General features: G+C 43.6%; 25 protein-coding genes and 3 tRNA genes. 17 read left to right on the top strand and 11 right to left on the bottom strand.

Translation table 11 applies throughout. The annotated features are described in order from the left end of the window. Nucleotides 1-7 precede the first annotated feature (7 nt). Both ACOJUR_RS09060 and ACOJUR_RS09065 read right to left on the bottom strand, forming a co-directional pair. Complete coding sequence (locus ACOJUR_RS09060; RefSeq protein ID WP_203114121.1) at nt 8-1,000, bottom strand: LCP family protein; 993 nt, start codon at nt 998-1,000, stop codon at nt 8-10. 197 nt (nt 1,001-1,197) lie between these two features. Next, a complete protein-coding gene (locus ACOJUR_RS09065; protein ID WP_420949829.1) occupies nt 1,198-1,404 on the bottom strand; it encodes a hypothetical protein in 207 nt (68 codons plus the stop codon). 145 nt (nt 1,405-1,549) lie between these two features. On the opposite strand from ACOJUR_RS09065, the gene ACOJUR_RS09070 reads away from it, so the two are divergent. Further along, nucleotides 1,550-1,774 carry a hypothetical protein gene (locus ACOJUR_RS09070; protein WP_072873121.1) on the top strand — a complete coding sequence of 75 codons (225 nt, stop codon included), beginning with the start codon at nt 1,550-1,552 and terminating at the stop codon, nt 1,772-1,774. A gap of 26 nt (nt 1,775-1,800) precedes the next feature. Here ACOJUR_RS09070 and ACOJUR_RS09075 read toward each other — a convergent pair whose 3' ends face one another. Next, nucleotides 1,801-2,712, bottom strand: a complete 912-nt coding sequence (locus tag ACOJUR_RS09075; RefSeq protein WP_420949830.1) for an ABC transporter substrate-binding protein — start codon at nt 2,710-2,712, stop codon at nt 1,801-1,803. 119 nt (nt 2,713-2,831) lie between these two features. Beyond that, nucleotides 2,832-3,320, bottom strand: a complete 489-nt coding sequence (locus ACOJUR_RS09080) for an inorganic diphosphatase (protein ID WP_072873123.1) — start codon at nt 3,318-3,320, stop codon at nt 2,832-2,834. A 426-nt stretch (nt 3,321-3,746) separates the two neighbouring features. Here ACOJUR_RS09080 and ACOJUR_RS09085 point away from each other — a divergent pair, with 426 nt between their 5' ends. Next, a complete protein-coding gene (locus tag ACOJUR_RS09085) occupies nt 3,747-4,148 on the top strand; it encodes a DUF5684 domain-containing protein (protein WP_420949831.1) in 402 nt (133 codons plus the stop codon). 151 nt (nt 4,149-4,299) lie between these two features. Here ACOJUR_RS09085 and ACOJUR_RS09090 read toward each other — a convergent pair whose 3' ends face one another. Further along, nucleotides 4,300-4,662 carry a hypothetical protein gene (locus ACOJUR_RS09090; RefSeq protein ID WP_203114119.1) on the bottom strand — a complete coding sequence of 121 codons (363 nt, stop codon included), beginning with the start codon at nt 4,660-4,662 and terminating at the stop codon, nt 4,300-4,302. A gap of 71 nt (nt 4,663-4,733) precedes the next feature. Here ACOJUR_RS09090 and cax point away from each other — a divergent pair, with 71 nt between their 5' ends. Then, entirely contained in the window at nt 4,734-5,819 is a 1,086-nt protein-coding gene (gene cax / locus ACOJUR_RS09095; protein WP_420949832.1) for a calcium/proton exchanger, read from the top strand. Nucleotides 5,820-5,898: 79 nt separating this feature from the next. Further along, nucleotides 5,899-6,585, top strand: a complete 687-nt coding sequence (locus ACOJUR_RS09100) for a DUF502 domain-containing protein (RefSeq protein ID WP_072873127.1) — start codon at nt 5,899-5,901, stop codon at nt 6,583-6,585. On the opposite strand, the gene ilvA is transcribed toward ACOJUR_RS09100, so the two are convergent. Then, nucleotides 6,582-7,814: a threonine ammonia-lyase gene (gene ilvA, locus ACOJUR_RS09105; RefSeq protein ID WP_072873128.1), complete on the bottom strand. Its 1,233-nt coding sequence runs from the start codon at nt 7,812-7,814 to the stop codon at nt 6,582-6,584. The two genes, ACOJUR_RS09100 and ilvA, sit on opposite strands and share 4 nt — an antisense overlap. A gap of 79 nt (nt 7,815-7,893) precedes the next feature. Between ilvA and hisC the strand changes: the two genes are divergently transcribed. After that, nucleotides 7,894-9,021 (top strand): histidinol-phosphate transaminase, encoded by a 1,128-nt coding sequence (hisC, locus tag ACOJUR_RS09110; protein ID WP_420949833.1) that lies wholly within the window; start codon nt 7,894-7,896, stop codon nt 9,019-9,021. Between the two features lie 8 nt (nt 9,022-9,029). Here hisC and ACOJUR_RS09115 read toward each other — a convergent pair whose 3' ends face one another. Beyond that, a complete protein-coding gene (locus ACOJUR_RS09115; protein ID WP_420949834.1) occupies nt 9,030-9,449 on the bottom strand; it encodes a hypothetical protein in 420 nt (139 codons plus the stop codon). On the opposite strand from ACOJUR_RS09115, the gene gltX reads away from it, so the two are divergent. From gltX to trhO, 11 genes are all read left to right on the top strand, one after another. Continuing rightward, nucleotides 9,448-10,944, top strand: a complete 1,497-nt coding sequence (gltX, locus tag ACOJUR_RS09120) for a glutamate--tRNA ligase (protein ID WP_420949835.1) — start codon at nt 9,448-9,450, stop codon at nt 10,942-10,944. The genes ACOJUR_RS09115 and gltX overlap by 2 nt on opposite strands. Before the next feature lie 83 nt (nt 10,945-11,027). Continuing rightward, nucleotides 11,028-11,101 (top strand) — tRNA-Gln (locus ACOJUR_RS09125). Nucleotide 11,102: 1 nt separating this feature from the next. Further along, nucleotides 11,103-11,178, top strand: a tRNA-Glu gene (locus tag ACOJUR_RS09130). Nucleotides 11,179-11,183: 5 nt separating this feature from the next. Beyond that, nucleotides 11,184-11,259, top strand: a tRNA-Lys gene (locus ACOJUR_RS09135). Nucleotides 11,260-11,356: 97 nt separating this feature from the next. Next, nucleotides 11,357-12,970: a hypothetical protein gene (locus tag ACOJUR_RS09140; protein ID WP_420949836.1), complete on the top strand. Its 1,614-nt coding sequence runs from the start codon at nt 11,357-11,359 to the stop codon at nt 12,968-12,970. Beyond that, on the top strand, nt 12,967-14,784 hold the full coding sequence (uvrC, locus tag ACOJUR_RS09145) for an excinuclease ABC subunit UvrC (RefSeq protein WP_420949837.1): 1,818 nt from the start codon (nt 12,967-12,969) through the stop codon (nt 14,782-14,784). Before ACOJUR_RS09140 ends, uvrC begins: the two co-directional genes overlap by 4 nt. A 183-nt stretch (nt 14,785-14,967) precedes the next feature. Continuing rightward, nucleotides 14,968-15,585 (top strand): succinate dehydrogenase/fumarate reductase transmembrane subunit, encoded by a 618-nt coding sequence (locus ACOJUR_RS09150; protein WP_072873134.1) that lies wholly within the window; start codon nt 14,968-14,970, stop codon nt 15,583-15,585. Between the two features lie 13 nt (nt 15,586-15,598). Continuing rightward, nucleotides 15,599-17,359: a succinate dehydrogenase flavoprotein subunit gene (gene sdhA / locus ACOJUR_RS09155; RefSeq protein WP_072873135.1), complete on the top strand. Its 1,761-nt coding sequence runs from the start codon at nt 15,599-15,601 to the stop codon at nt 17,357-17,359. Then, nucleotides 17,356-18,123, top strand: coding sequence for a succinate dehydrogenase iron-sulfur subunit (gene sdhB, locus ACOJUR_RS09160; protein ID WP_072873136.1), 768 nt, complete (start codon nt 17,356-17,358; stop codon nt 18,121-18,123). The genes sdhA and sdhB overlap by 4 nt, the downstream gene beginning before the upstream one ends. Nucleotides 18,124-18,262: 139 nt before the next feature. Then, a complete protein-coding gene (locus ACOJUR_RS09165) occupies nt 18,263-18,448 on the top strand; it encodes a hypothetical protein (protein ID WP_203114114.1) in 186 nt (61 codons plus the stop codon). A 117-nt stretch (nt 18,449-18,565) separates the two neighbouring features. Then, on the top strand, nt 18,566-19,519 hold the full coding sequence (gene trhO, locus ACOJUR_RS09170; protein ID WP_072873138.1) for an oxygen-dependent tRNA uridine(34) hydroxylase TrhO: 954 nt from the start codon (nt 18,566-18,568) through the stop codon (nt 19,517-19,519). Between the two features lie 134 nt (nt 19,520-19,653). Here the strand turns inward: trhO and ACOJUR_RS09175 are convergent, their stop codons facing one another. The 3 genes from ACOJUR_RS09175 to ACOJUR_RS09185 all read right to left on the bottom strand — a co-directional run bounded on the left by ACOJUR_RS09175 (nt 19,654) and on the right by ACOJUR_RS09185 (nt 22,729). Then, a complete protein-coding gene (locus ACOJUR_RS09175) occupies nt 19,654-20,310 on the bottom strand; it encodes a hypothetical protein (protein WP_072873139.1) in 657 nt (218 codons plus the stop codon). Between the two features lie 99 nt (nt 20,311-20,409). Beyond that, on the bottom strand, nt 20,410-21,906 hold the full coding sequence (locus ACOJUR_RS09180) for an MFS transporter (protein ID WP_072873242.1): 1,497 nt from the start codon (nt 21,904-21,906) through the stop codon (nt 20,410-20,412). A 70-nt stretch (nt 21,907-21,976) separates the two neighbouring features. Beyond that, the gene (locus ACOJUR_RS09185) at nt 21,977-22,729 is read right to left on the bottom strand and encodes a GntR family transcriptional regulator (protein WP_203114112.1); all 753 of its coding nucleotides are present in this window, start codon (nt 22,727-22,729) and stop codon (nt 21,977-21,979) included. A gap of 264 nt (nt 22,730-22,993) precedes the next feature. Here ACOJUR_RS09185 and ACOJUR_RS09190 point away from each other — a divergent pair, with 264 nt between their 5' ends. Next, nucleotides 22,994-23,767: an SDR family oxidoreductase gene (locus tag ACOJUR_RS09190; protein ID WP_072873141.1), complete on the top strand. Its 774-nt coding sequence runs from the start codon at nt 22,994-22,996 to the stop codon at nt 23,765-23,767. 153 nt (nt 23,768-23,920) lie between these two features. On the opposite strand, the gene ACOJUR_RS09195 is transcribed toward ACOJUR_RS09190, so the two are convergent. Continuing rightward, nucleotides 23,921-24,904: an aldo/keto reductase gene (locus ACOJUR_RS09195; RefSeq protein WP_420949838.1), complete on the bottom strand. Its 984-nt coding sequence runs from the start codon at nt 24,902-24,904 to the stop codon at nt 23,921-23,923. Nucleotides 24,905-24,942 lie beyond the last annotated feature (38 nt).

A 24,942-nucleotide genomic window follows, 5' to 3' on the forward strand; every position in this document is an offset into this window, starting at 1 on the left:
CATCCATTTAGTGATGCGGTGGTTTCCAATTATTTGTCTCAGAAGGATTTTGGATGGTCTGCGTGTTGCAAATTCCGTTAAGCAAAAATCTGTGAGCTTCAAATTTGGCTTGTTGCGGATTGACTACCCAATAACTCAAGTCTCCAGCATAAAGTGGGTTAGGATTATGAAAGGAACCAGGAAGTGTTTCATGAATGATGGAATAGTTTTTGTACTGTTCCATGTGTCCAATCATTTTAATAACATCCCACATAGAGAGGTCGGTATCTACAGAGTTCCACATAATTTTGGATATTTCAGGAAGGTGTAATAAGTTTTTGGGTTGTAAAATTTGCTGATAAATGGCTTGTATAAATTCTTGTTGCCGTTCTGTTCTTCCGATATCCCCCAATTCATCGTGGCGAAAGCGCACAAAACCTAGGGCATCTTCTCCATCTACATGCTGTAAACCAGGATTGAGCCATATACGATGGTGTACCTTATCGCCTGTATCGTAGTGCATGGGTTTAGAAATATGCAGTGTGATTCCCCCCAGCAAGTTAACAAGTTGAACAACACTGTCGAAATGAGCCACTACATAACCATCTATAGGTAAGCCTATTAGTTTTTCTACGACTTTCTCACTTAAAGTGGCACCGCCGATTTGCATGGATTCGTTAATCTTTCGGAATCGGCCATCTGGGAATGCCACTTGTGTATCGCGAGGAATGGAGAGTAGTGCAATTCGATGAGCTTCAGGATCGACACGCATGATCATAAGGACGTCACTGTTGCCATTTTTGTCACCTGGTCGAGCATCTGTGCCAAGAATCAGCAGTTGATAGGGCTCGTTCATCTGGAGACGCGATGTCTGCGATTGGGAATGTGCTGCATGAATCGTGTGTTTGGGGAATTTATGTAAACCCAATAAGGTTCCGGTGACCAATGCTCCGGCAAGAAAAAAAACGGAACTAATTTTTTTAACAGGTGTACGATGCTTTCTTGCGTGGCGTCCCGGCATCGAAAACTTTCATCCTCTCTATAGGCAATCCATCCGATTTTACTTTGCCCTCCAATTAGGAATTTCATGCGAAAATAGAGAGTAAATCAGGTTCCTTATCATTTGAATAAATTGATACAGTAGTGTAAGCATTGTAAAAAGCGGCGTATAGATTACGCCGCTTTTTTGAAAATTCTGTTCTACATTAAGTTTGACGATTAAGATGGGTGTGTGCCTGTCCACTCATGATGTAAAAGATTTCCACAAGATAAGCATACATAACGATATTGAGTTTTAATGGCCCGTGCACTTACGGGTAAATCCTCTCGAATAACCACACTAGAATCGAGTTCAACAATTTTTTCTTCTCGAAACAGAACGCTATCACATTTCGGACAGTGAATTGCATGAGCTTGACCTGCCAATTTAATTCTCTCCTTTGAGCATAGTTGCTTCTTAAAGTAGTATAGCGAATGCAAGAAAAATGACCAAACGTCATAGGAACAAGAAAGTTGTCCCGATAGAGTTTATCAATAGTGTATAATGAATAGAGCGAAATGGAGGGGTTTGATGAATTACGGTTTTCCTAATTGGATGTTTGCTGCTATTGCTATTGCAGCCTATGAAATTGCAGATTGGTTGCATTCCTCCCTCCATGTTCCCTATGCTTTAAAAATTTCTTACGCAATTATTTTAATTTGTCTCATGATTATAGGGATAAGAAAAGGGAAGTCTTGGGTGATAAAAAGACGGCGCCCTGAAAATCCAGATTCCGACGATTGGCAGTCTTACTGATAGATTTGAGTTGTTGGATAAAAACTTTAGATATTCAGAGTATCAAGAATATCTTTTGAATCTGATAGTTCTAGAAACGGATAGCGAATAGGTCCGTATTGTTCTGCATCCTGTGAAGACAGGTTTTCTTGACTCGTGTGAAGCAGTCTAAACAATTGTTCAATGCCTTCCATTAAACGGGGGGAAGGGCGACAATATAGTCCTTCTGAGAGAATATAGATTCTTCTTGATGAAAAAGCTGGTATTTTTGGAACCCAAGATCTGGACAATAATTTTTTGGCCGGAACCTTGTGTTGAGGAATACCGGTCCAAATAGCTGCCATCACATCGGGAGCGGCTGCTACAACTTGTTCACCTGTCTCGTCTTTCATCTGTTGTCCAGGGATATCCTGAAAGCAATTTTTCACACCGATGATTTCACATACATCGCTAAGCCAATTATCTCTTGCAGGTGAGAATATTGGATGGGGCCACCATTCAAAATAGACGCTCAGTTTGTTTTTATTTACAGTGAACTTTTCTGCTTGCTCTCGAATGAGTTCTACTCTCCTCTTTAAATTGTCTTGTAACTGATGAGCACGCAAACGGATTTCCTTCATATCAAGAGCGTCAGCAATTTTAAGACCATCATTCCAGATATCCTCTAACCGATGTGAAGAAATTACGATATAGGGTAATCCAGTCTCTTGAAGTTGTTCAATTACCTTTTCCATTCCTGGTACAGAAAGCGATGCTACAACCAAATCAGGATTTAGTGAGATGACTTCTTCCATTCGGATATGCAGGTCAGGACCAAGACGTTTCGCAGGATGGTTTGATAGGTCAGGATAATCAGAATAATCATCTACACCAACCACTGCGTCTATCAGACCCAATGCATCAATCCACTCAGTATTGCTAGGACAAAGTGATACAATTCTTGGGAACTGTATAGTCATGCAATCTTCTCCTTTACAAACGTTTGCCTGAATAGCTGGATAAATGAATCAGACCTAAAGATATGAAAAAGGGCAGAAACTGTTCTGCCCAAAATTTGATGACTATTTTCATTCTTACTTTAATGTTTTGCGCGATTGATAGCGTCTTGAAGGATTTCTTGAGCTTCTTTAGTTCCTTTCCATCCTTCAATTTTTACTTCTTTATTTTCTAAATCTTTATATACTTGGAAGAAATGGGCTATCTCTTTGAGAATGTGCGGTGGAATGTCTTCTAGTGTCTGAATTTGTGCAAAGCGTGGATCTTTTTCTGCCACACCAATCAGCTTTTCATCTTGGCCTTTTTCATCTGACATAACCAGCACACCCACAACTCGGGTTTCAATGAGGCATCCAGGAAACGTCGGTACAGATGTTAAGACAAGCGCATCGAGCGGATCGCCATCCTTAGCCAGCGTATGAGGAATATGACCATATTCAGCTGGATAGTGCATAGGAGAGTAAAGAACACGGTCTAAGCGGAAAGCTCCTTCTTTTTCATCAAATTCGTACTTATTTTGACTGCCTTTCGGGATTTCCACAAAAACATCAACAGTAAATTGGCCAGACATGCAGGTACGCCCCTCTCAATCTAATGCACGATTCTAGGTTATTATACGGATAGAGATAAATTCACTGCAAGCATATAGGATTAATCGAAATAAATTATACAATGGGCAATGGATTTGTATTTCGCTCAAGGGTATTTTATTGAAATTCAGTGGCTCAAACGTTCTTTAGAATACCATATGGAGGGGTTCATATATTGAAGTGGACTGACACGTTTGATACATTCGGTATAGGAGATGCTCCCGATCACGATAAGTGTAAAACGTAGAAAACAGACCACTTCAGTTTTGGCAGTTTTGCTACCCTCAGTTGAAAAATCTGGTGATGGCAAATACAAATCATATGAAAACTCAGTATTTATGACATACAGATAAGTCATATAAATATCTAACATTAGATTTCAAATCGATTGTATGGGAGGTATGGGTTTGGGAGGCATTATTTTGTTTTATGGGTTTATTTCTATTACTTTTTATGTTTTGAATGCTCTTGCGTTTATGAACTTGGCAAAGTTGGCAGGACGGCGGGATATTGCTTGGATGGCATGGGTGCCTGTCGCCAATAGGGTTCAACAACTTTTATTGATTAGAAAAAATGGTGCGTGGGTTTTAATACTGCTCATTCCGATAGTTAACATCGTATACCTGATTCTTTGGCAAGTAAAATTGTTACAGGCCTATGATAAAAGCGGCGCCTGGGTATGGATGTATATCTTTTTAACACCTGTTTATGAAATCATGTGGATTGTGTGGGGATTTTCAGATAAAACACGCTATGTACTCACTGCGCCATTCAATAATTCGACTGTGGGTGGAACTTTAAATATGTAAAGATCAATATTTTTACTGTAAGTCTGCCAGAATATCAAGAAAAACCGATAAAATATCGCCTACATTCTAAAACTAAGCCTTCGATGATATTCGAAGGCTTTCATGTCATAAATGAGTATATGGAACGAATTTTCAATCTGTAAAATTTTAATTAAGTGACTGGATTGGATAGCAAAGCTTCCATTTGTTCAGCAAAAGCAGGAGATAGCCAGGTGTAAAATTGCACAGATCGCTGTTCGACTACACGGTTTGGCAATATCACAAACATAGCGTTGGCTACAATTTTATAAAGTTTTCCATATTTTGAAGAATTCGTCCAACTCATCTTTAAATTTTTGGCCTCTTTCTCATCACATTCAGTCATGCCGAGGATATTTTGTAGTGCGATACGGTAGGTATGAGATTCACGTTGTTGTATAAACTCTTTGGTTGTCAATTGATATCTCATGTTGCCGCGTATTTCACTGCGTTTTAATTCTCCGCGCAGAGATTTGACAGAAGGAAAATGAATCATTGGGTACGCGCCTCCTGCAAGCTGTGAGAACTATTGTATCATATATTGCTTTATCTACGAGGTGAAACGCTTTGAAAACGCTCTTGCTCTTAGCTGCAACCCTTCTTTTGGTGGCGCTGAGCGTTTTGTGTCATATGACTGTTCCTTCGGCAGGCTTAAATTTTATGGCTGCTTGTTTAGCCATTATCCCTTTGGCAGGCTGGATGGGGAGGACAACAGAAGAAATTACAGTCAAAGTTGGTCCTAGACTAGGTGGTCTGCTTTCTGCTACTTTTGGCAATGCAGTAGAAATTATTATTGGTTGTTTTGCACTGTCACAGGGATTGACTACATTGGTGAAAGCTTCTATCACAGGTTCCATTTTAGGTAACTTGCTGTTTGTACTCGGGTTGAGTTTTTTAGTTGGGGGGTTAAAACATCCTGTTCAACGTTTCAATATTCGAGTAGCCCACAGCCAGACAGCCATGCTGATGCTCGGAATACCGATTATGTTTCTTTTGCCTGTGATTTTTAGTGCCAGTCGATATCACTCACTGCTCGTTATGACTGGAGCCGTATGCTCAGTATCGTTTTTGGTCTATATTTTAGGATTGGTGTTTTCACTCTATACCCATCGCCAATTGCTTGGGGACTTGGAGGAAGAAAGAAATGAGGATATAGAAGATCCGGGAAGAATCAAGAATTCGAACCTTCTTTTTGTCAATCTTCCTGTCTCTTTATTGATATTGCTGATTGTCACTGTCTTGGTTGCTGTAGAGAGTGACTTTCTTGTCCATTCTGTCGAGCATTTGGCAAGCCATGCTGGATGGAGCCAGATGTTTCTCGGCGTTATTGTGGTCGCTATTATTGGCAATGCCGCAGAACATGCTTCTGCGGTCTGGATGGCTTGGAAAAATCGTATGGATTTGTCACTCGAAATAGCTGTCGGCAGCAGCTTGCAAGTGGCTATGTTTGTTGCGCCAGTATTATATTTTTTCTCAATCATTGTCGGACATCCTATGTTCTTTCAATTTTCTGTACCAGAATTGGTCAGTTTGACGGCTGCCATTCTTCTTGTAGCCATATTGATGGTGGATGGAGAGTCGAATTGGTTGGAGGGTGCCATGGCTGTAGGGGCTTATGCTGTTATGGCGATAGGTTTTTATATCCTACATTGAGGGTTTCGGCGTACAATAGAGTGTAAGTTTTGATTACCAAGTATAACAGGGTGAAGTTTCGCAAGAGAGGGGTCGCAGTATGTTGAAACGGCTGGCTCAATATTTTGGCGTCGGCCTGGTGACAGTTTTGCCAATCGCTTTTGTCATTTGGTTGGTCGTGTTTGTTTTTAATCAAGTGGACAGTTTGTTTGGCAATGCTGTGAACTGGATAGACGGAGTTTATGTTCCTGGAATTGGATTTTTAATCGTGATTGTGGGCATCACCTTGGTTGGGGCGATGGCAAGATTTTATGTATCCCGACAAGCCCTGGAGCTCATTGATAGACTCATGAGCAGGATTCCATTTATAAAATCCCTTTATACTATGAGTAAAGAAGTAGTTGATAATTTACTGGGCAAACGAAAAGGGTTTCAGCGAGTGGTCTTGGTGGAGTGGCCGCCCGAAATGGGTACGAAAGTGATCGGTTTTGTAACGGCCGAGTCTTTGCCAGTAGAGATTGATCCGGAAGGGAAAATGCTTTCTGTTTATGTACCGAATGCCTTCCAGTTTGCCGGGCCGACATTTCTGGTAGAACGTGACCAGGTGCAGGATTGCTCCCTTACGGTTGATCAGGCCCTGCAATTTGCTCTTTCGGCTGGATTAGGAAGAGCGGAGACTAAAAACGCACCTATCGAACCGCCGCCAAAGAAAAAGCGGCGAGCCGAAAAAGTGCGTACACAAAGCGAAGAATTTCAAGCTCAAGTGGAAATGGACACGACTTCCTAATCCACCAACGTTGGCTGGTATCCACGTGATGTCAATACGGCTGTCAGTCTTTCGATATGTCTCTTATCGCGCGTTTCCAAGTCAATTTCAATCTCAGTGTAGCCAAAGAGGATTTTGCTCCCCACTCGATGATGCTGGACGCTAAGTACATTGGCTCGTAAATCCGCTACAATGTCCAGCACATCGCGTAATGAGCCGGGCTTGTCGGGTACGGTTACAGACAATCTGACATAGCGTCCAGCTTCAATGAGTCCGTGTTCAATAATTTTAGAAAGTATCGTTACATCCACATTGCCACCGGAAAGTACAACCACAACATTGCCGAGATTCTCAGGTATTTTATGGTATAGAGCAGCGGCCATAGCAGAGGCTGCAGCTCCTTCCGTTACCAATTTGCAACGTTCGAGCAGCATGACCATTGTTCGTGAAATTTCCTCTTCCTCAACAGTCAGGACATCGTCAATCCACTGTTGAGCCAGTGCGAATGTCAGATTTCCCGGACGTTTTACAGCAATGCCATCTGCGATGGTTGCTGAAGCCTGAACTGTAGTCACCTCACCAATATCCAGTGATTGTCGAAATGATGAGACGTTGGCTGATTGAATACCATAAACTTTCGTATTTGGCGATAGCGTTTTCACGGCGATCGCGATTCCTGTAGCCAGACCTCCTCCACCCATAGGAACCACAATCGCATCTACTTTGGGGAGCGATGAGAGAATTTCCAGACCTACCGTACCTTGACCAGCTACAATCATCGGATCGTCAAAAGCATGAATATAGCTTAGGCTTTGCTCTTGACAAAGTTCCAGTGCTTGTTGATAGGCGTCGTCATAAGATTCTCCGTACAGCACAACGTTGGCACCATAGCGTTGAGTAGCGGCAATTTTGGCAAGACTAGCATTCTCTGGCATTACAATTGTACAAGGAACGTGGAGACGTGACGCTGCAAAAGCCACACCTTGTGCGTGATTGCCAGCCGAGGCAGCAATCACACCGCGTTGCAATTGTTCAATGGGCATCGTAGCCAGGCGATTATATGCGCCTCGAATTTTGAAAGAACCTGTTTTTTGAAGGTTCTCCATTTTAATATAGATATTGTTACGCGTAAATTCTGAAAAGGTAGCGCTGTAATCGAGAGGGGTAACTTGAGCGATGCCTTCAATGCGCTTGGCGGCGTCGCGAATATCCTCCAAGGTAGGTATTTGAAATTTGGACGAATGGACCATAAAAAATTCTCTCCTCGAAATAAGCTGTGATACAATGCGTTTATTCTAGCAGATAATGACCTGACTCTGGTGAATTTGTGTGGAGAAAGTGTGGGGAAACGTCATGTTTGTCAAACAGCGAGTAAGACCTGTTCTTCACTCGATTGATCCGTATCAAGCTGGACTGACGGATGATGAGATTGTTCAGCGCTTTGGTGGAAAGGCTGTCTTAAAGCTGAATGCTAATGAAAATCCTCTCGGCCCATCCCCAAAAGCATTGCAAGCAATAGCTGACGAATTGGGTCAACTGCATCATTATCCAGACGGTAGCAGCAGTTATCTACGTGATGCGATTGCCCAATATCATGGCTGTGAGAAGGACGCTGTGCTTGTTGGAAATGGATCGGACGAAATCATTCGCCTGTTGTCGGAAACGTTTCTCTCGCCCGATGATGAGGTTATTGTCACTTTTCCTTCATTCTCACAATATCGAGCAGGCGCACTGTTAATGGGGGCGAAAGTGGTCACTGTACCCCTTGAGGCAGAGAGTTTTCGCTTTGACCCGGAACGTCTCTTAGAAGCAGTCAATCCACGCACAAAACTGTTGTATGTATGTTCTCCAAATAATCCGAGTGGAACCGTACTTGAGAAGAATCAGCTGGAAGAGTTAGTCAAGCGTTTGCCCCCGCAAGTCATTGTCATATGGGATGCTGCTTACGACGAATATGCCATGTCACCCCATCGAGCGGTTTGGTCTCAGGATTTGCTCGAGACAGGAAGATGGATTGTCCTTCACACGTTCTCCAAACTATATGGTTTAGCTGGATTGCGAGTTGGTTATGCGCTGGGTAGCCCAGATATTTGGCAATACGCTCATCGCATTCGTGAACCTTTTAATGTCAATCGTTTAGCTCAGAGAGCTGCCGCTGCTGCGCTCTATGATGAGGAACATCGTCAAAAGTCATTGCAACTGGTGCGGAAAGGAAAACAGCAATACGAAAGACTCGGACAAGCGGGTTATACATTGGTTCCATCAGACGCCAATTTTATACTTGTACGCGTGGGAAATGGTCGGCAAGTTGCTGAGAAGCTGATGTCAGAGGGTGTTTTGGTACGTTTTGGCTTTGGACTCAGTGAGTACATCCGCATCTCCATCGGTCTTGCAAACGAGAACGAGCAGTGTGTGGAAGCTCTGCTGCGTCTCGCTTTGCAAGGGGAATCAGGGTAAGCTGGGAATTAGTTTTGTCCTTCTATCGAGCCTTCTGAACTATCGAAGGGAGGTTCTGTTTCGGCAACAGTTCGGTCTGAAGAGACAGGATTACTGTCTCGAAAACGACCCGAGTATGCTTGGCCGGGCTTCCACTCAGACACTTTACCGAGTTTGATCTCGTTGGTTGTCGCTCCGTAAGGTCCTTCCGGAAATTCTTCTAAAGCGAGATCGAGACGTTGATGTTCTACCATCCCAAGTTCCCGACTTGCTGGCTCTTCAAGATTTGATACCGGATGATAACTGCCTGAATTTTTACTTTGCACAGGTTGGTTATTTGGCCGCTGTTCTTTTTCCATGACGTATCTCACCTCGTTGTTTTGTCGATAGTTTGAACGAGGAGACTGACTTACATACATTTTTTCAACCAAAGTGAGGAAATCAACCATGACAACAGAAATCAGAACTGCCGATAAAACTTCTATACGTGTCCGGTTTGCCCCCAGTCCTACGGGAACGTTGCATATAGGTGGGGCTCGAACGGCTTACTTTAATTGGTTGTTTGCCCGGCAGAATCAAGGGAAAGTGATACTGCGTATTGACGATACGGATATTTCGAGATCCACCGAGGTGTCTTATCGTCAAATTCTTGATTCTTTTGCCTGGCTGGGATTGGATTTTGACGAAAGTCCTGAAGTGGGTGGCGCTTACGGGCCTTATCGGCAATCGCAGAGAACGGAAATTTATCAAGCATATTTGCGAAAATTACAAGAAAAGGGCTTGACGTATCCTTGTTTCTGTACTCCTGAAGAGCTTCAAAAAGAGCGTGTGGCTGCCCAAAAGGAGGGACGAGCACCGCGTTACAGTGGGCGTTGCCGACATCTGGCGCCCGAGGAGGCCGCACGTCGCATTGAAGCAGGAGAACGTGCTGTTTTTCGCTTGAAGACGGATGTACATGGCGAAACTACAGTCCACGATTTGATTCGTGGTGATGTGACTTTTCAGAACGAAGAAATCGATGATTTTATCATTTGGAAAGCGGATGGCACGCCTACCTATCATTTTGCTTCATGTGTTGATGATGTGGAAATGCGCATTACGCATATTATTCGCGCGGAAGAGCATCTGTCAAATACTCCACGCCATATTCAACTTTTTCAGGCTTTTCATGCAGAAATTCCCGTATTTGCCCATGTTCCAATGATTCTTGCACCAGATCGAAGTAAGCTCAGCAAACGACATGGTGCAACGAGTGTGGAGGAGTACCGAGAAGCAGGTATTTTGCCAGAAGCACTTGTCAATTATTTATTGTTGCTCGGTTTTTCGCCAGGAGAAAATAGGGAGATTGTCTCACGTGAAGAGGCTATTGAATGTTTTCGTTTAGAACGAGTGGCGAAACATGCTGCTGTTTATGATGTCAAAAAACTGGAATGGCTCAATCAATATTATTTCCGAACGCGTTCAGTCGATCAGTTGTTGTATGAAATGTGGCCAGGTTTGTTAGAAAAAGCATGGGTGTCAACTGAGGAATCACGGGAAAAACTGGCTTGGTTGCGCACATTGCTTCAGTTTTTGCAACAAAAATCACGTCAGGAAGCAGATGTGTGGAATATGTTGGAGTGTTACTTTCGCCCGCCTGTTTCTTATGATGACAAGGGAGTCAAAAAGCATTTCCAACATCCTGAAACAGCTCAACGTCTGCGTCAATTGGCAGACTTGCTGGCAACCTTGCCAGTTTTTGCAGCTTGGCCTCTCGAACAGCTTTATCGTCAAACTAGCGAGCAAATCGGATGCAAAGCAGCGGATTTGATCCATCCTACCCGCCTTGCTTTGACAGGTATTACTGTGGGGCCTGGATTGTTTGATGTTATGACTTTACTGGGACGCAAGGAATGTCACAACCGTTTATTGGAAGCTGCGAATTTTATAGAAAAATCAAATTAGGTTATGACTCGTGTGGAATAACCTAGAATGAGCATTGACAAGCGCAGGAGGTGTCTGTATAATCTCCAATTGTCGATGCGAATTGCCGGATGGTGTAATGGTAGCACGACTGACTCTGGATCAGTTAGTCTAGGTTCGAGTCCTAGTCCGGCAGCCATGGCCCTATCGTCTAACGGTTCAGGACGCCGCCCTCTCACGGCGGTAATAGGGGTTCGAATCCCCTTAGGGTCACCATATGTGGGTCATTAGCTCAATTGGTAGAGCATCCGACTCTTAATCGGCAGGTTGAAGGTTCGAGTCCTTCATGACCCACCATATCATCTATGCATCCTGATAAAATCCCTGACTTGTCAGGGATTTTATTGTTTATATGCGATGTCCGTTGTATTGTAGGAAAGCAGAGGTGAGAGCGGTGCTGACAGGGCGTACGACGATATCATGGCGAGAATGGGCAGCAGAACAGTTGCTCGAAATTTATTTTCAAGTTATCGTGCAATCAGTTTCATCTCAGGTAACTGACAAAACTGAACAGAAAGAACGTACTCAAGAAATTTTCTGTTTTCTCGTGACCCATTTGCCAAGTCGCCAGGAATTTGAAAGTTCTCTATTATCTCGTCCGAGTACAGCCAGGCGCTTAAGCCGACAAATTGCGAAACGAATTGGAGTACAAATACCTAGCCAATTGTTTTTGTCTCCAAATCATACAATCAATGAAGAGGTTGAAACCGGTTTTGCCCTATCACCTTCATTGGATTGTAAAGAAGAAGCTTTTTGGACTCAGACCTTGCAAAAAATGCGAGCTATGATAGTGGCTCAACATGCTTTAAAACGTCAGCGAGGTTCAGTATGGACATTATGGTCACTCGTGGCTGTCATCTTGCTTTCTTGCGGTTTACTTGCCTATGGCTTGTCCGGATCGAGCATAGAAAATATAAAAAACTATGGATTTCCTACGCCCCATGAACATCAACCACTGGATTGGACTACTTATCAAGCGAGTCCACTTGAAACCATTGGCGTGTATACGTTACCGGATGGTATGAATTCAACTGTTTTAAGTCAGGCGCTCGTTGTTCAAAACAAGTTTGTGGTTCCTGTTTTGCAGACACCTGTTGACAATTGGCCTCGACTCAATATTTCAATGTATGAATTGGCTAAAACGGGAGAGGTACTTTCCAACTCTAATCGACAAAGCCAGTTCAATATCGATCTTTTGCCGCCAGATTCTAAGCAAACGGTTTCTAAATCAATTGGTATAGATTGGAAAATTCACAGTTGGAAACTATTTTCAACCGGCTACTGGCTTGTGGCGATTGTCAATTGGAGTCATTCAATCACGCATTCCCAAGTCACACAGGTTTATCTGGCCAATATCGAGAGCCAACAATCAAGTTTGGTGAAGTCTTATCCTATGGATATTCAGCACCCTCTTCAATACGTATTTGCTGTAGGACATCATCAGTTGCTCATTCAGTCTGAGATGCAAGTGACAGGATCAGGGCAGGCTTCCTTATCTTTGCCGATTGAGTTGTATCAATTACAAGGAGAAAATCCACTCACTGCTTTGTCACAGAAAAAAATCTTGTCTGGATCGTTTGGCTGGATACAATCACCTTTAATAGATGAAGATGGAATTTATTTCACAGGTACAGACCAAACCTTGCAAGCAGCTCATCCAAAAAAATCACAAAGTTGGGGTAAATTGAGTTACCAGGGGCAGTTGATACTTTTTTCTGCACCACAAGATGCGTTATCAGCCCATCAAATCTATTTATCAGAAGATACTCGTGGTAAAGCATGGTGGATAGGGACCTATTCTGCGTCAAAATCTGCTGATACAACATGGCAAGTAAAAATGGCTAGAGTTGAAAGTGTCCAGGCTGGCGAAGTACCGACAGTTTTTTCACTCAACGGCCAAGTAGAGATGTTTCAGGTTCATGGCAGAGATTTAATATGGTTGCAAAGCATTCATCACGAGACAGCCTGTGTGGTGGCTGAACTGCGTGGTCTGGAGGTGAAATCGTGAGTCAGTTGATACAGGACAAACTGCAGTTGCTCCCAGATAAACCCGGCGTCTATCTTATGAAAGATGTGCGTGGTCAGGTGATTTACGTTGGCAAGGCAAAAGTTTTGAAGAATCGCGTACGTTCATATTTCACTGGAACTCATGACGCAAAAACGCAGTTATTGGTGAGTAACATTGTCGATTTTGAATATATTGTCACAGACACAGTTGTAGAGGCTCTGGTACTGGAATGTAATCTCATTAAACAGTACAACCCTCCTTATAACATCATGCTTCGTGACGACAAGACCTATCCGTATATCAAACTGACGAATGAATCTCATCCGAAATTAGAGATTGTACGGCGTGTCCATCATGACAAAGCAAAATATTTCGGTCCATACCCTAACGCGACAGCAGCGCAAACAACCAAAAAATTGCTCGATAGGCTCTATCCGCTGCGCAAATGCAAAACGTTAAAAAAGAAAGTCTGCCTTTACTATCATATTGGCCAATGTTTAGCACCTTGCGAATTGCCAGTCGAACCATCCCAGTATCAAACGATTGGTAAGGAAATTACTAGTTTTCTATCTGGTGGTCACAAAGAAGTACAAGCTGATTTGCAAAAAAAAATGGAAGAAGCTGCTGAACAACTTCGTTTTGAACGAGCCAGGGAATTGCGTGATTTGATTCAAAGCATAGATAAAGTGATGGAAGAACAGAAAGTCACTGTAACGGATAGGGTCGATCGCGATGTTTTTGCTTTCGCTGCAGATCGTGGACTACTTTGTGTGCAAGTTTTCTACGTGCGTTCAGGAAAGCTCATTGAGCGATCTGTTTCTATCGTACGCCACTATAACCAGCCGGAAGAAGATTTCATGTCTTTTGTGGAACAATTCTATTTCCATGGCGCCAAACCACCTCAGGAGATTTTGCTTCCGGACGGTGTCCCTGATCAGACACTTGCTGAATGGTTGCATGCTAAATGTTTGCAGCCCAAACGAGGCCTGAAACGTCAACTTGTGGATCTGGCTCGGAAAAATGCGGAAATTGCATTGACTGAGAAGCTGCGCTTGATGGAACGTGATATGGACAGAACGCTGGGCGCAGTACAAGAATTGGGAGAGGTATTGGCGATTCCAACGCCAATGCGGATTGAGGCTTTTGATAATTCTAATATTCAAGGAACAGATCCTGTTGCAGCGATGGTTGTCTTTATCGACGGTAAACCCGTTCGTCAGGAGTATCGCAAATATAAAATTCGCACGGTTCAAGGTCCTGATGACTATGAATCTATGCGTGAAGTTGTGCGCAGACGCTATCAACGCGTGTTGCGAGAACAGCTTCCCCTGCCTGATTTAATTGTGATCGACGGAGGCAAGGGGCATTTACGGGCAGTGCTTGATGTGCTGGAGAATGAACTCGATTTAGAATTGCCTGTATGTGGGCTGGCGAAAAATGATCGGCATAAAACCAGTCAGCTGTTTTTTCGTGATGAAGATTATCCAGTTGAATTAGATCGGCATTCACAGGCCTTCTATTTACTTGAGCGCATTCAGGAAGAGGTACATCGCTATGCCATTTCCTTTCATCGCCAAGTACGTAGCAAAACAGGCTTGTTGTCCGTGTTGGATAGCATTCCTGGTATAGGGCCTGTGCGAAAAAAAGCATTGTTGAAACACTTTGGTTCTGTCAAAGCCATTCGGGAAGCAAGTTTAGTTGATTTTAGAGAAATAGGCATTGGAGATCATCTTGCAAGAGTAATTTTAAATCACTTACAGCAAAAGCCGCCAGAAAATGAACAAACTGTGAACACGAACGAATTGCAGAAATAAGTTCAGTTCCGGTGTTTCCTTGATCTCCTTTCATATCATCATTACAATTTACTTGGCACAGGGCTGCGGCTTCAAACCATGATAGACAGATTGGTTGGGAAAAGCACATACGTTCAATCCTAACAACTTTCTAAAATCTATCATTTAGAGGTACGCAAAAGCCCGACGAAAGGGGGCAAACAGGTGGCAAAAGCCCAGAGTCATGCGGAGTTTATTCTCAGGCGTCTGCATACCTTGGCAGGTGTGGTTCCGGTTGGGCTCTTTTTGATTGAGCACCTACTGACCAACGCCACTGCGACAGACGGAGCAGCAGCCTTCAACCAGGCTGTGGCAGCCATTCAATCCATTCCATTATTACATTTTGTTGAGTTTTTCTTCATTTTTTTGCCTTTAACGTATCATGCTATTTTTGGCCTCTATGTCGCCTTTGTTTCCGGATACAATTCGGGGCAGTATAGTTGGCGGCGAAACCTCATGTTTACGTTGCAAAGAATTACGGGCATCATCACCTTCGTCTTCATCATTTATCACTTGGCGACCACGAGGTTTTCTGGAAATGCCCCGACGTACAACATGGTTCACCAGCTAGTTTCAAATCCTGCATATTTCTGGTTTATGATCGTAGGTATCGTAGCTTCAACATTCCACTTTGCCAATGGATTATGGTCATTCTGCATTCACTGGGGCATCACCGTTGGCCAGCGCGCGCAACGGATTACAGCCTGGGTGAGCATGGTTGTTTTTGTCGTGTTAGCCGGCATTGGCGTGGATGCTCTCATTGCCTTTACACACCCGGCCTAAGGAGGGACATGCCATGAGCAATCAACGAATCATCGTGGTAGGCGGCGGTCTCGCCGGACTCATGACTACGATTAAAATCGCCGAAGCAGGCGTGCCCATTGATTTGTTTTCGCTGGTTCCTGTCAAACGCAGCCACTCGGTTTGTGCTCAGGGAGGAATCAATGGAGCTGTAAACACCAAAGGAGAAGGTGACTCTCCTTGGGAACATTTTGACGATACGGTTTATGGCGGAGATTTTCTCGCCAACCAACGGCAAGTACTCGGTATGTGCGAAGCTGCTCCAGCAATTATCCATTTGATGGATCGCATGGGGGTCATGTTCAACCGCACTCCGGAAGGTTTGCTGGATTTTCGCCGTTTTGGCGGAACCAAACATCATCGTACTGCATTTGCTGGTGCTTCGACTGGACAGCAGCTGTTGTATGCGCTTGATGAACAAGTGCGACGTTTTGAAGTGGCAGGCTTGGTTCAAAAGTATGAGGGTTGGGATTTCTTAGGTGCTGTCATTGACGATGAAGGTCAGTGCCGCGGCATTATTGCGCAAGATTTGCGTTCAATGGAGATCCGATCTTTCCGAGCTGACGCAGTCGTGATGTGCACAGGTGGAAACGGCCTGATTTTTGGCAAGAGTACCAATTCCATGATCAATACAGGTTCAGCCCAGTCTGAACTTTATCAACAAGGCGTGTTTTACGCTAACCCTGAGATGATTCAGGTTCATCCTACTGCAATTCCTGGTGACGACAAGTTGCGTTTGATGTCGGAATCAGCGCGTGGTGAAGGAGGCCGAATTTGGACTTACAAAGACGGCAAACCATGGTATTTTCTTGAGGAAATGTATCCAGAATACGGTAATTTGGTTCCTCGCGATATTGCTACGCGTGCCATTCACAAAGTTTGTGTAGAAATGGGATTGGGAGTTGACGGACAAAATCAGGTTTATCTTGACTTGTCTCATATTCCGGCTGACGTTTTGAACGTTAAGCTTGGCAATATCCTAGACATTTATGAGAAATTTGTGGGCGATGACCCTCGCAAAGTGCCTATGAGAATTTTCCCAGCCGTTCACTACTCAATGGGCGGACTTTGGGTGGACATTGACCAAATGACGAATATTCCCGGTCTTTTTGCGGCTGGTGAATGTGATTATCAATATCATGGTGCCAATCGTTTGGGAGCCAACTCACTGCTCTCCTGCATTTATGGTGGTATGATTGCTGGTCCTAACGCTGTACGATACGCGAAAAACGTCCGTAAATCGGTGGATGCCTTACCCGATACCCTGTATGAGCAGTATCGCAAAAAATATGAAAATGAATTTGAAGAGATACTCAAAATGGATGGGGATGAAAATCCTTATCAATTGCATCGTGAACTTGGTGATTGGATGAACGCCAATGTTACGGTTGTCAGAGAAAACAAGAAATTAAAAGAAACTGATGAAAAGATTCAAGAATTACAGGAACGCTATAAACGAGTTGGCGTTGTTGATAAATCGCGCTGGGAAAATCAAATGGCGCAATTTACTCGCCATTTAAAAAACATGTTAATTTCCGCTCGTGCCATTACCAATGGAGCTTTGTTGCGTAACGAGAGCCGTGGTGCGCACTATAAACCAGAGTTTCCCGATCGAGATGACGAGAATTTCTTGAAAACCACCTTGGCAAAATATACTCCAGATGGACCTGTCATTACCTACGAGGAAGTGGACGTATCGCTCATTAAACCTCGTCTGCGTAACTATGCGGTTACAAAGGAGGCTACGAAAGAATGAGTACAGCAACAACTACAGCAACTCGTAAGGTGCACCTCATTGTTGAGCGCCAAGATGGACCCAATTCAAGCCCTTATAAAGAGGAATTCGTAGTCGATTACAAGCCAGGAATGAATGTTATTGCTTGTTTAATGGCTATTCAGAGAAATCCGGTCAATAAATCTGGCAAGAGGGTAGCTCCGGTTACTTGGGAAATGAATTGTCTGGAAGAAATTTGCGGTGCTTGTATGATGGTTATCAATGGTAAACCTCGTCAGGCATGTACCGCACTGGTAGATACTTTGGAGCAGCCTATCCGAGTTAGTCCAGCCCGTACGTTTCCGGTAGTGCGCGATCTCGTTGTCGATCGCAGCCGCATGTTTGAAGCGTTGAAAAAAGTGAAGGCTTGGATTCCAATCGATGGTACATACGATCTGGGTCCAGGTCCACGTATGCCAGAAGTGGATAGACAATGGGCTTATGAACTTTCACGTTGCTTTACTTGTGGTGCTTGCGTTGAGGCATGTCCAAATGTTAATGACAGAAATTCGTTCATTGGACCTTTTGCCATTTCACAAGCTCGCCTGTTTAATGCGCATCCAACTGGCGCCATGCATCGAGAAGAACGATTGGAAGCTTTAATGGGTGAGGGCGGAATTCAGGAGTGCGGCAACGCACAGAATTGCGTTCAGGTTTGTCCCAAGGGTATACCGTTAACCACATCCATTGCAGCCATGAATCGTCAAGTAACATATCATGCAATTGGCGCATGGTTGCATAAATAAGTAATCTTATTGTAACGAAAGTTTTCCTGGGAGATGTCTCAAGCAGATTTCACTGCTTGAAGACATCTCCTTGTTTTTCTGAACGGAAGCTTGGCAAGAATGAAGTCTAAGAGTTTGATCTATCTTGGGGGATAAACTGATGCGATTGCCGAGAAAGGTTGAAGCTGTTTTTTTTATTTCTATGGCTGCTCTGACTTCCTGGATTGCTACAGATGCCTTACATGTTCAAAAGGATTCTGCGCATGAAACTGCTAAAGCTCAGTATATATGGCGGGAAGTAAAGAGCAGTATTGAGAAAGAGTTGTCGTCTTGGTTTAAATCGTAAAAGTTCATCGTCTCGAAAGGATCGTGATATAATGATTCATGATGATAGACAAGACTTTTGTCCATTTCTAAGTCTAGTCTATGAGGCATTTGTTAATTTGAAGTGAGGGGAAAACCATTGCAATCATCCTATAGAGTACTGCTGTTCTATCAATATGTGGAGATTCAGAATCCACGGGAGACTGCTGAATGGCAACGTTCTCTTTGCGAGCGGCTGGGACTGAAAGGGAGGTTGCTGATTGCTCGTGAAGGATTAAATGGTACCGTTTGCGGTGCGGTGGAAGCTATCCAGCAGTATTGTCTCGAAACCAAAAAAGACGTACGCTTTGCCAATATGGATATCAAAGAGGATGTAACAGATACACTTGTCTTTGATAAGTTGCGAGTTCGTGTGACACAGGAAATTGTCAATCTTGGACTCGGTGATACGGTCGATCCGCTTAAGAAAACTGGAAAACACTTATCTCCCAGAGAGTTTTACGAAATGCTCTTAAACGAAGATGTTATCGTTATTGATGGACGGAATCGATATGAGTCAGAAATTGGGCATTTTCGTGGTGCAATTACTCCGGATGTGGAGACGTTTCGTGAATTTCCACTGTGGATTGATGAGCATCAAGAGATGTTAAAAGGAAAAAAAATTCTTACGTATTGCACAGGTGGCATTCGTTGCGAAAAATTGACGAGTTATTTAATAGACAAAGGATTTACTGATGTCTATCAATTAGATGGCGGTATTATTCGCTACTCACAGGACGAAGAAGTGCAAGGGAAATTATATGATGGAAAATGTTACGTTTTCGATAATCGGATGGCAGTTCCTATTAACCGTACCGAAGAGGATGTCGTCATCAGTGCTTGTGAACATTGTGGAACAGCATGGGACATCCACGTGAATTGTGCTTATTTGGATTGTCATCGACGCCATTTGAGTTGTCCTTCTTGTCAAGAGAAATTGCAAGGTTTTTGTTCGGAAGCTTGCAGGCAACACGCACTTGAAGAGAATCGAGTCGATCCAAGAGTCCCTGCTGCAAGACCTGTTTTGGAACAAACCATCTCTGCGGCTCGCTAACCATAGCCTGTTTTGTGTTAGGCTTAATCATTATTATTCAAAGCCCTACATGACCTCTAAGTCGATATCTTTTTGATGGACTTGGAGGTCATGTATGTTTAAAGCAAGCTTGCTCGCAATTTTTTGAAACTCTTCTAAACAGCAACGACTTGCTTCAGCGAAAATAGGTGTTTGACTCGATGAGTTAAACGTTCATAGGTTTCACTGCCCATATGCTGAAGACGTTTATCTTCTGGTTGATGACAAAAGGAGGAAAATTTTTTCCCCACGAGTATAGATTGTTCTTTACTGGATTCTGTAGTATGGACTGCTTGGTGGTAAGTGTCCATTTTGTCCGAAATGTCATGTGTATAAGGAGTTGCGTCACGAAAAAGTTCCCAGAATTTATTTTCAATTTGCTTTTGGATGTTTTCATCTTTCACTTGTTGACGCATTTCGTTTACAAAACAAAAAGCTTGCAAAATAGCGTATTCTCGATTGACCACATCAGGTTCAGCTAAAGTAGCGGGTAAATAGGGGGCAACGGGCTGCATCCAACGAAAAAGTTGTATGGCCATATTCTCTGGTGTATCTTGACGATGGCCGCTTGCTTTTTGAGTGATACGTGCGATATGGTACGCTTCATCGTTTCCATGAGCCATACCGCCTTCCGGTACATTGGCGACAGCAAACTCATCTTTGGTAAAGCTCCACCAGTCATATTTGGTCATTACCATTCGGAGTACACCGAGCAGTAAAAAAATGAAGAGAAATATACCTATATACCATACCAATTCTGGATCGACGTTCAACGTTTCCCCTCCTCCATTTCAATATCTCCTTGACATGTTCATCATGTGCATGTACCAGGTCGAATATCCTCATGAGGAGAAGGGGAATTCAGGAAATCTTTACGCCGCTTCTTCTACTTTTTTGGCGGCTCGTTTACTGAAAGACAAGAACATAGCAATGAGTGCCACAGCACCAGTGATCAAAAAGGCTTGGTGGTAGGCAATGTTCATTTCGGACAGGGTAGCTGTCGATTCATTATGAATGCCTTGCAAAGAGAGCATCACCTCATAGGAAACACCACCGAGTGTAACGCCAAGACTCATGCCAAGTGTTCTTGCCATATTGAGAATGCCGCCAGTTACTCCTAATCGATTTCTGGGAGATGCATTCATAACACTCGCATTATTGGGCGGAGTGAACAGGCCGAGCCCAGAACCGACTAAAAACAGTCCCACAACCAGCATTGGATAGGTGAGCGTTCCACTCGCTAAAAATAATGCTAGCCCGCCCAACATCGTTGCTGCCATTCCAGAAACGGTCAATATACGAGCTCCATAGCGGTCGGCTAAAATTCCAGATATGGGTGTAAAAATGGTCATACCAATCGGAACGATCATCATCAGAAGTCCAGCTTGGTATGGTTCAAGATGCATAACGCGATCGAGAAAGAAAGGTCCGAGCAAGGTGACGGAATACATACTCGCAAAAGACAGCACGCCAGTAATATTTCCAATCGTGATTTGCGGGAATTTAAACAGTTTCAAATCCAATAGAGGAGTTTTTTTCTTCAATTCCATTGCAATAAAAAGAATCAGTCCCAGAACGCCAACAATCAGTGCAACCAGTTCAATTGGAGACGTCCATCCGGCGCTTTGGCCTTCTTTGACAAAATAAATGATGCCAACCAGGGTAGGGGCGAGAACAATAGCTCCCCAGATATCAAAAGGTTCTCGTTTCTCCTTGCGTTCTTCATCTCTTGGCAGGAGCAAAATACCCAACAATGTACCAATAATACCTACAGGTACATTGACAAAAAAGATCCAACGCCAACCAATGGTGGAGAGGATGGCTCCACCTATGGCAGGACCTAACGATAAACCAATTCCTTGCGCACTCCCCTGAATACCGATGGCTTTACCGCGATCGGACAAAGGAGTAGCGGCAGTAATGATGGCTACACTATTGGCTTGTAGCATAGCGGCGCCAATGGCTTGGAGAACTCGCGCTCCGTTCATGATGGCGAGCGTTGGAGAAATGCCGCAAAGAAATGAACCAACGATAAAAACACTAAAACCAATGGCATACATCCAGCGTCGTCCAAAAATATCGGCCATTCTTCCGAGCGGTATGATGAGTGCAGCAAGCGTTAAAAGATAGGTCAAACTTACCCATTCGACAGCGCCCATGGTTACTTGAAAACTTTTTTGCATGGTGGGCAAGGCAATATTAATAATACTTGCATCTAGCGCAGCCATGAAAGCGCCTATACAAACGGTTCCAACCACAAACCAGTGGTATCCTTTACGGTTACGGACTGAAGGAAGCGGTAAATGATCGAAAAAACTTTTTCTGTGAGGCGAATTGGGTTCTGTTGTAACGCTTGGCGGGGTATGCATCAACCTTCACATTCCTTTCTGTCAAAGAGACGAATAAACGAATGGGTCTGTTAAGAAGCTTCTGAATATCTCAGGATATGGAAAAGTTATCCTCCTGGCGCAACAATTTCACTTCGTATCGATAGAGAGCGGCAGGGTATTTGACAATAGAGTACTCAACAGGATCACCCGTATCATCTTGCGTGATGCGCTCTACTACGAGCAAGGGAGAGCCAATTGCTACCTGTAATAGGGCGGCAGTCTCTTCCATGGCTGTTTCGGCGTGAATCGTCTGCAATCCGGAAGCAATTCTAACGCCACAACGTTCAAAATATCCATAAACATTTTCAAATGAAGTATTGTCTTCTTCCCAAGAAGCTACGCTTAAGTCATTTGGCAACCGCAGATATGAGGTTTCCCAAAAAACAGGCTGCCCATCAATGTGAGCAATCCGTTGTAGTTCCCATGTTTGACCATCCAATGTCCAAGGAAGGACAATTTCACTTTTGTCTATGAAATGAAATGCACGCATAAAAAGAATTTGAATTTGAACCTCTTCACCACGCTGTCTCAATTCTTCTGCAAAGCCATACAGTTTGGTTGCCGTAATATGCGGCCGTGCTTGCGAGACAAACGTGCCTCTCCCTTGCTGCCGAGTGACATAGCCCATCGAGACCAAATCTCCAATAGCTTGTCGAATCGTCGTTCGGCTGACCTGAAATTGTTGAGATAATTCGGCTTCTGATGGCAGAGGATGGCCCACTGGCCATTCGCCACGTTCAATGGGTTCGATCAATTGGCGTTTAATTTTTTGATACATGGGTACGCCACCACGCAATACCAATTCACCTCCTCATGAAGGGTCATTTTTTAGATTTTCAAGATTCGTTTCAAATCATTTTGGTTTCTTGACTTGTTGATGTATGGAAATATCATAACGATATAACATCACTACAAGTTGAAACGCGATTTTATTATATTCTCTTGTCGATGAATTAGGAAGAGGAGAATAAAATTTGTTCTTGTCTGACTTCCCAGCAGCTTGTTGTCTATGGCACAATGAAAGCGTTTAGAACGATTTCTAACTAACGGTCGGGAGGGCTCGTGAATGAGCGTATTGAATTTATTTCGATTGGATGGTCAAGTTGCCATAGTCACCGGAGGTGGACGTGGACTCGGATTGCAAATTGCAGAAGCTTATGCGGAAGCAGGAGCAACGGTTGTGCTCTGCTCTCGACGAGTTGAAAATTGCCTTCAGGCTGCTCGGGAACTTACGGAAAAAGGATTTCAGGCTGAAGGGATGGAGCTTGACATACTTGAATCAGCGTCCATTCAGCGAGTTGTCGAAGCTACTCTTGAAAAATTTGGCCGTCTAGATATTTTGGTGAATAATTCTGGTGCTTCTTGGGGGGCTCCCGCTCTTGATATTCCTCTGGATGCATGGAAGAAAGTCATTGATACCAATTTAACGGGTACATTTCTGATGTCACAATTTGCGGGCCGACAAATGAAGCAACAGGGCAGGGGAAAAATTATTAATATTGCGTCAGTTGCTGGATTGCGCGGAACGGATCCTGAAGGACTTGACGCAGTACCTTATAACGCCAGTAAGGGTGGTATTGTTACACTGACGAAAGATTTGGCAGTCAAATGGGCTCGCTATGGAATTTATGTCAATGCCATAGCACCCGGATTTTTCCCAACCAAAATGACAAAAGATGTGCTTGCTCATCGGGGGGATTTTATTTTGCAAGGTATTCCACTTCGTCGTTATGGGACCGATCGCGATTTGCAAGGGGCAGCTCTTTTTCTAGCCAGTCAAGCTTCCGATTATGTCACTGGACAAATTCTAGCTGTAGATGGCGGTACAACGGCTCGATAAATTAGATACAAGAGTCCTATTTTCCGCAGTTTGAAAAGTAGAGAAGGCAGGCGTGGAATACTTAATTTGAAAAAGATGAAAAGCCCTCGAAAGTTAAGGGCTTCTTATCTTTTCAAACGGTTGTAACCTGAGAGAAAAACAGAGAAAAATTCTCTATCTGTTTTGGGTAGATTTACTGATTTTATCAATTTTCTCTATATCTTCCGGTTCTAATTGAAACTGAAGGCTACCAGCATTGTCACGGGCCTGCTTGACTTTTGAAGCACCAGGAATAGCCAGTACAGTTTCTCCATGAGCCGTAATGAGCCAATTGAGTGCCAACTGGCTGACAGTAGCTTGATATTTTTCAGTAAGTGATCGTAAAACGTCAATCAGAGGTTTGGTGGTTAACAGATTTTGACGTTTAAACTTGCCCTGAAATTTGCGTGGACCGGATAGCGTTGTTGACGCACTGGGATTTTCGTGAAATCTTCCAGTTAAGAGTCCTTGTTCAAGGGGCGAATAGGCAATAATGCTTATTTTCAATTCCTTTGCAACGTCTATAATGCCATTACGCTCTATTCTTCTATCGAGTAAGCTGTATTTTACCTGATTGGAAACTAGCTTGATACCATATTTACTTAATATTTGATGAGCTATTCGCATTTGCTTGGCGTTAAAATTGCTTACGCCGACATATCGGATGGCTCCTTTTTCGACTAATTTAGCCATAGCATCCATTTGACTTCGAATGCTTGAAAAAGCATACGGTTGGTGAATTTGGTATAAATCGATAGGATAAGGCGCCAAACATTCTTGACGTTCTTGAATAGATGATAGAATATGGCTGGCGCGACGACCTATCGGCCACCATTTGCTAGCAATAAAGACTTCTCCCGGTTGACACCCGTTGGCTAGGAGTGCTTGTGAAAGTGCGCGTTCTGATTCTCCTCGTCCGTATATTTCTGCTGTATCAAACCAGTTGATGCCATTCTGAAGGCTTTCATCCACAATTTCTTGAATGCGTTCTTTGTCTAGAACATCCCAAAACTTTCCCACCAGTCCTTTGCCAAGACTAAATTGCCAACATCCAAGGCCAATGGCCGACAGAAAAGTATCAGAATTACCCAAAGGCCGACGTGAAATCGGCATTGTCATGCATGTTCCCCCTTATTTGCATTCCTATACACACGTTT

Origin of the sequence: Alicyclobacillus tolerans (genome assembly GCF_048984885.1) — a bacterium.
Classification (GTDB): Bacteria; Bacillota; Bacilli; order Alicyclobacillales; family Alicyclobacillaceae; genus Alicyclobacillus_I; species Alicyclobacillus_I tolerans.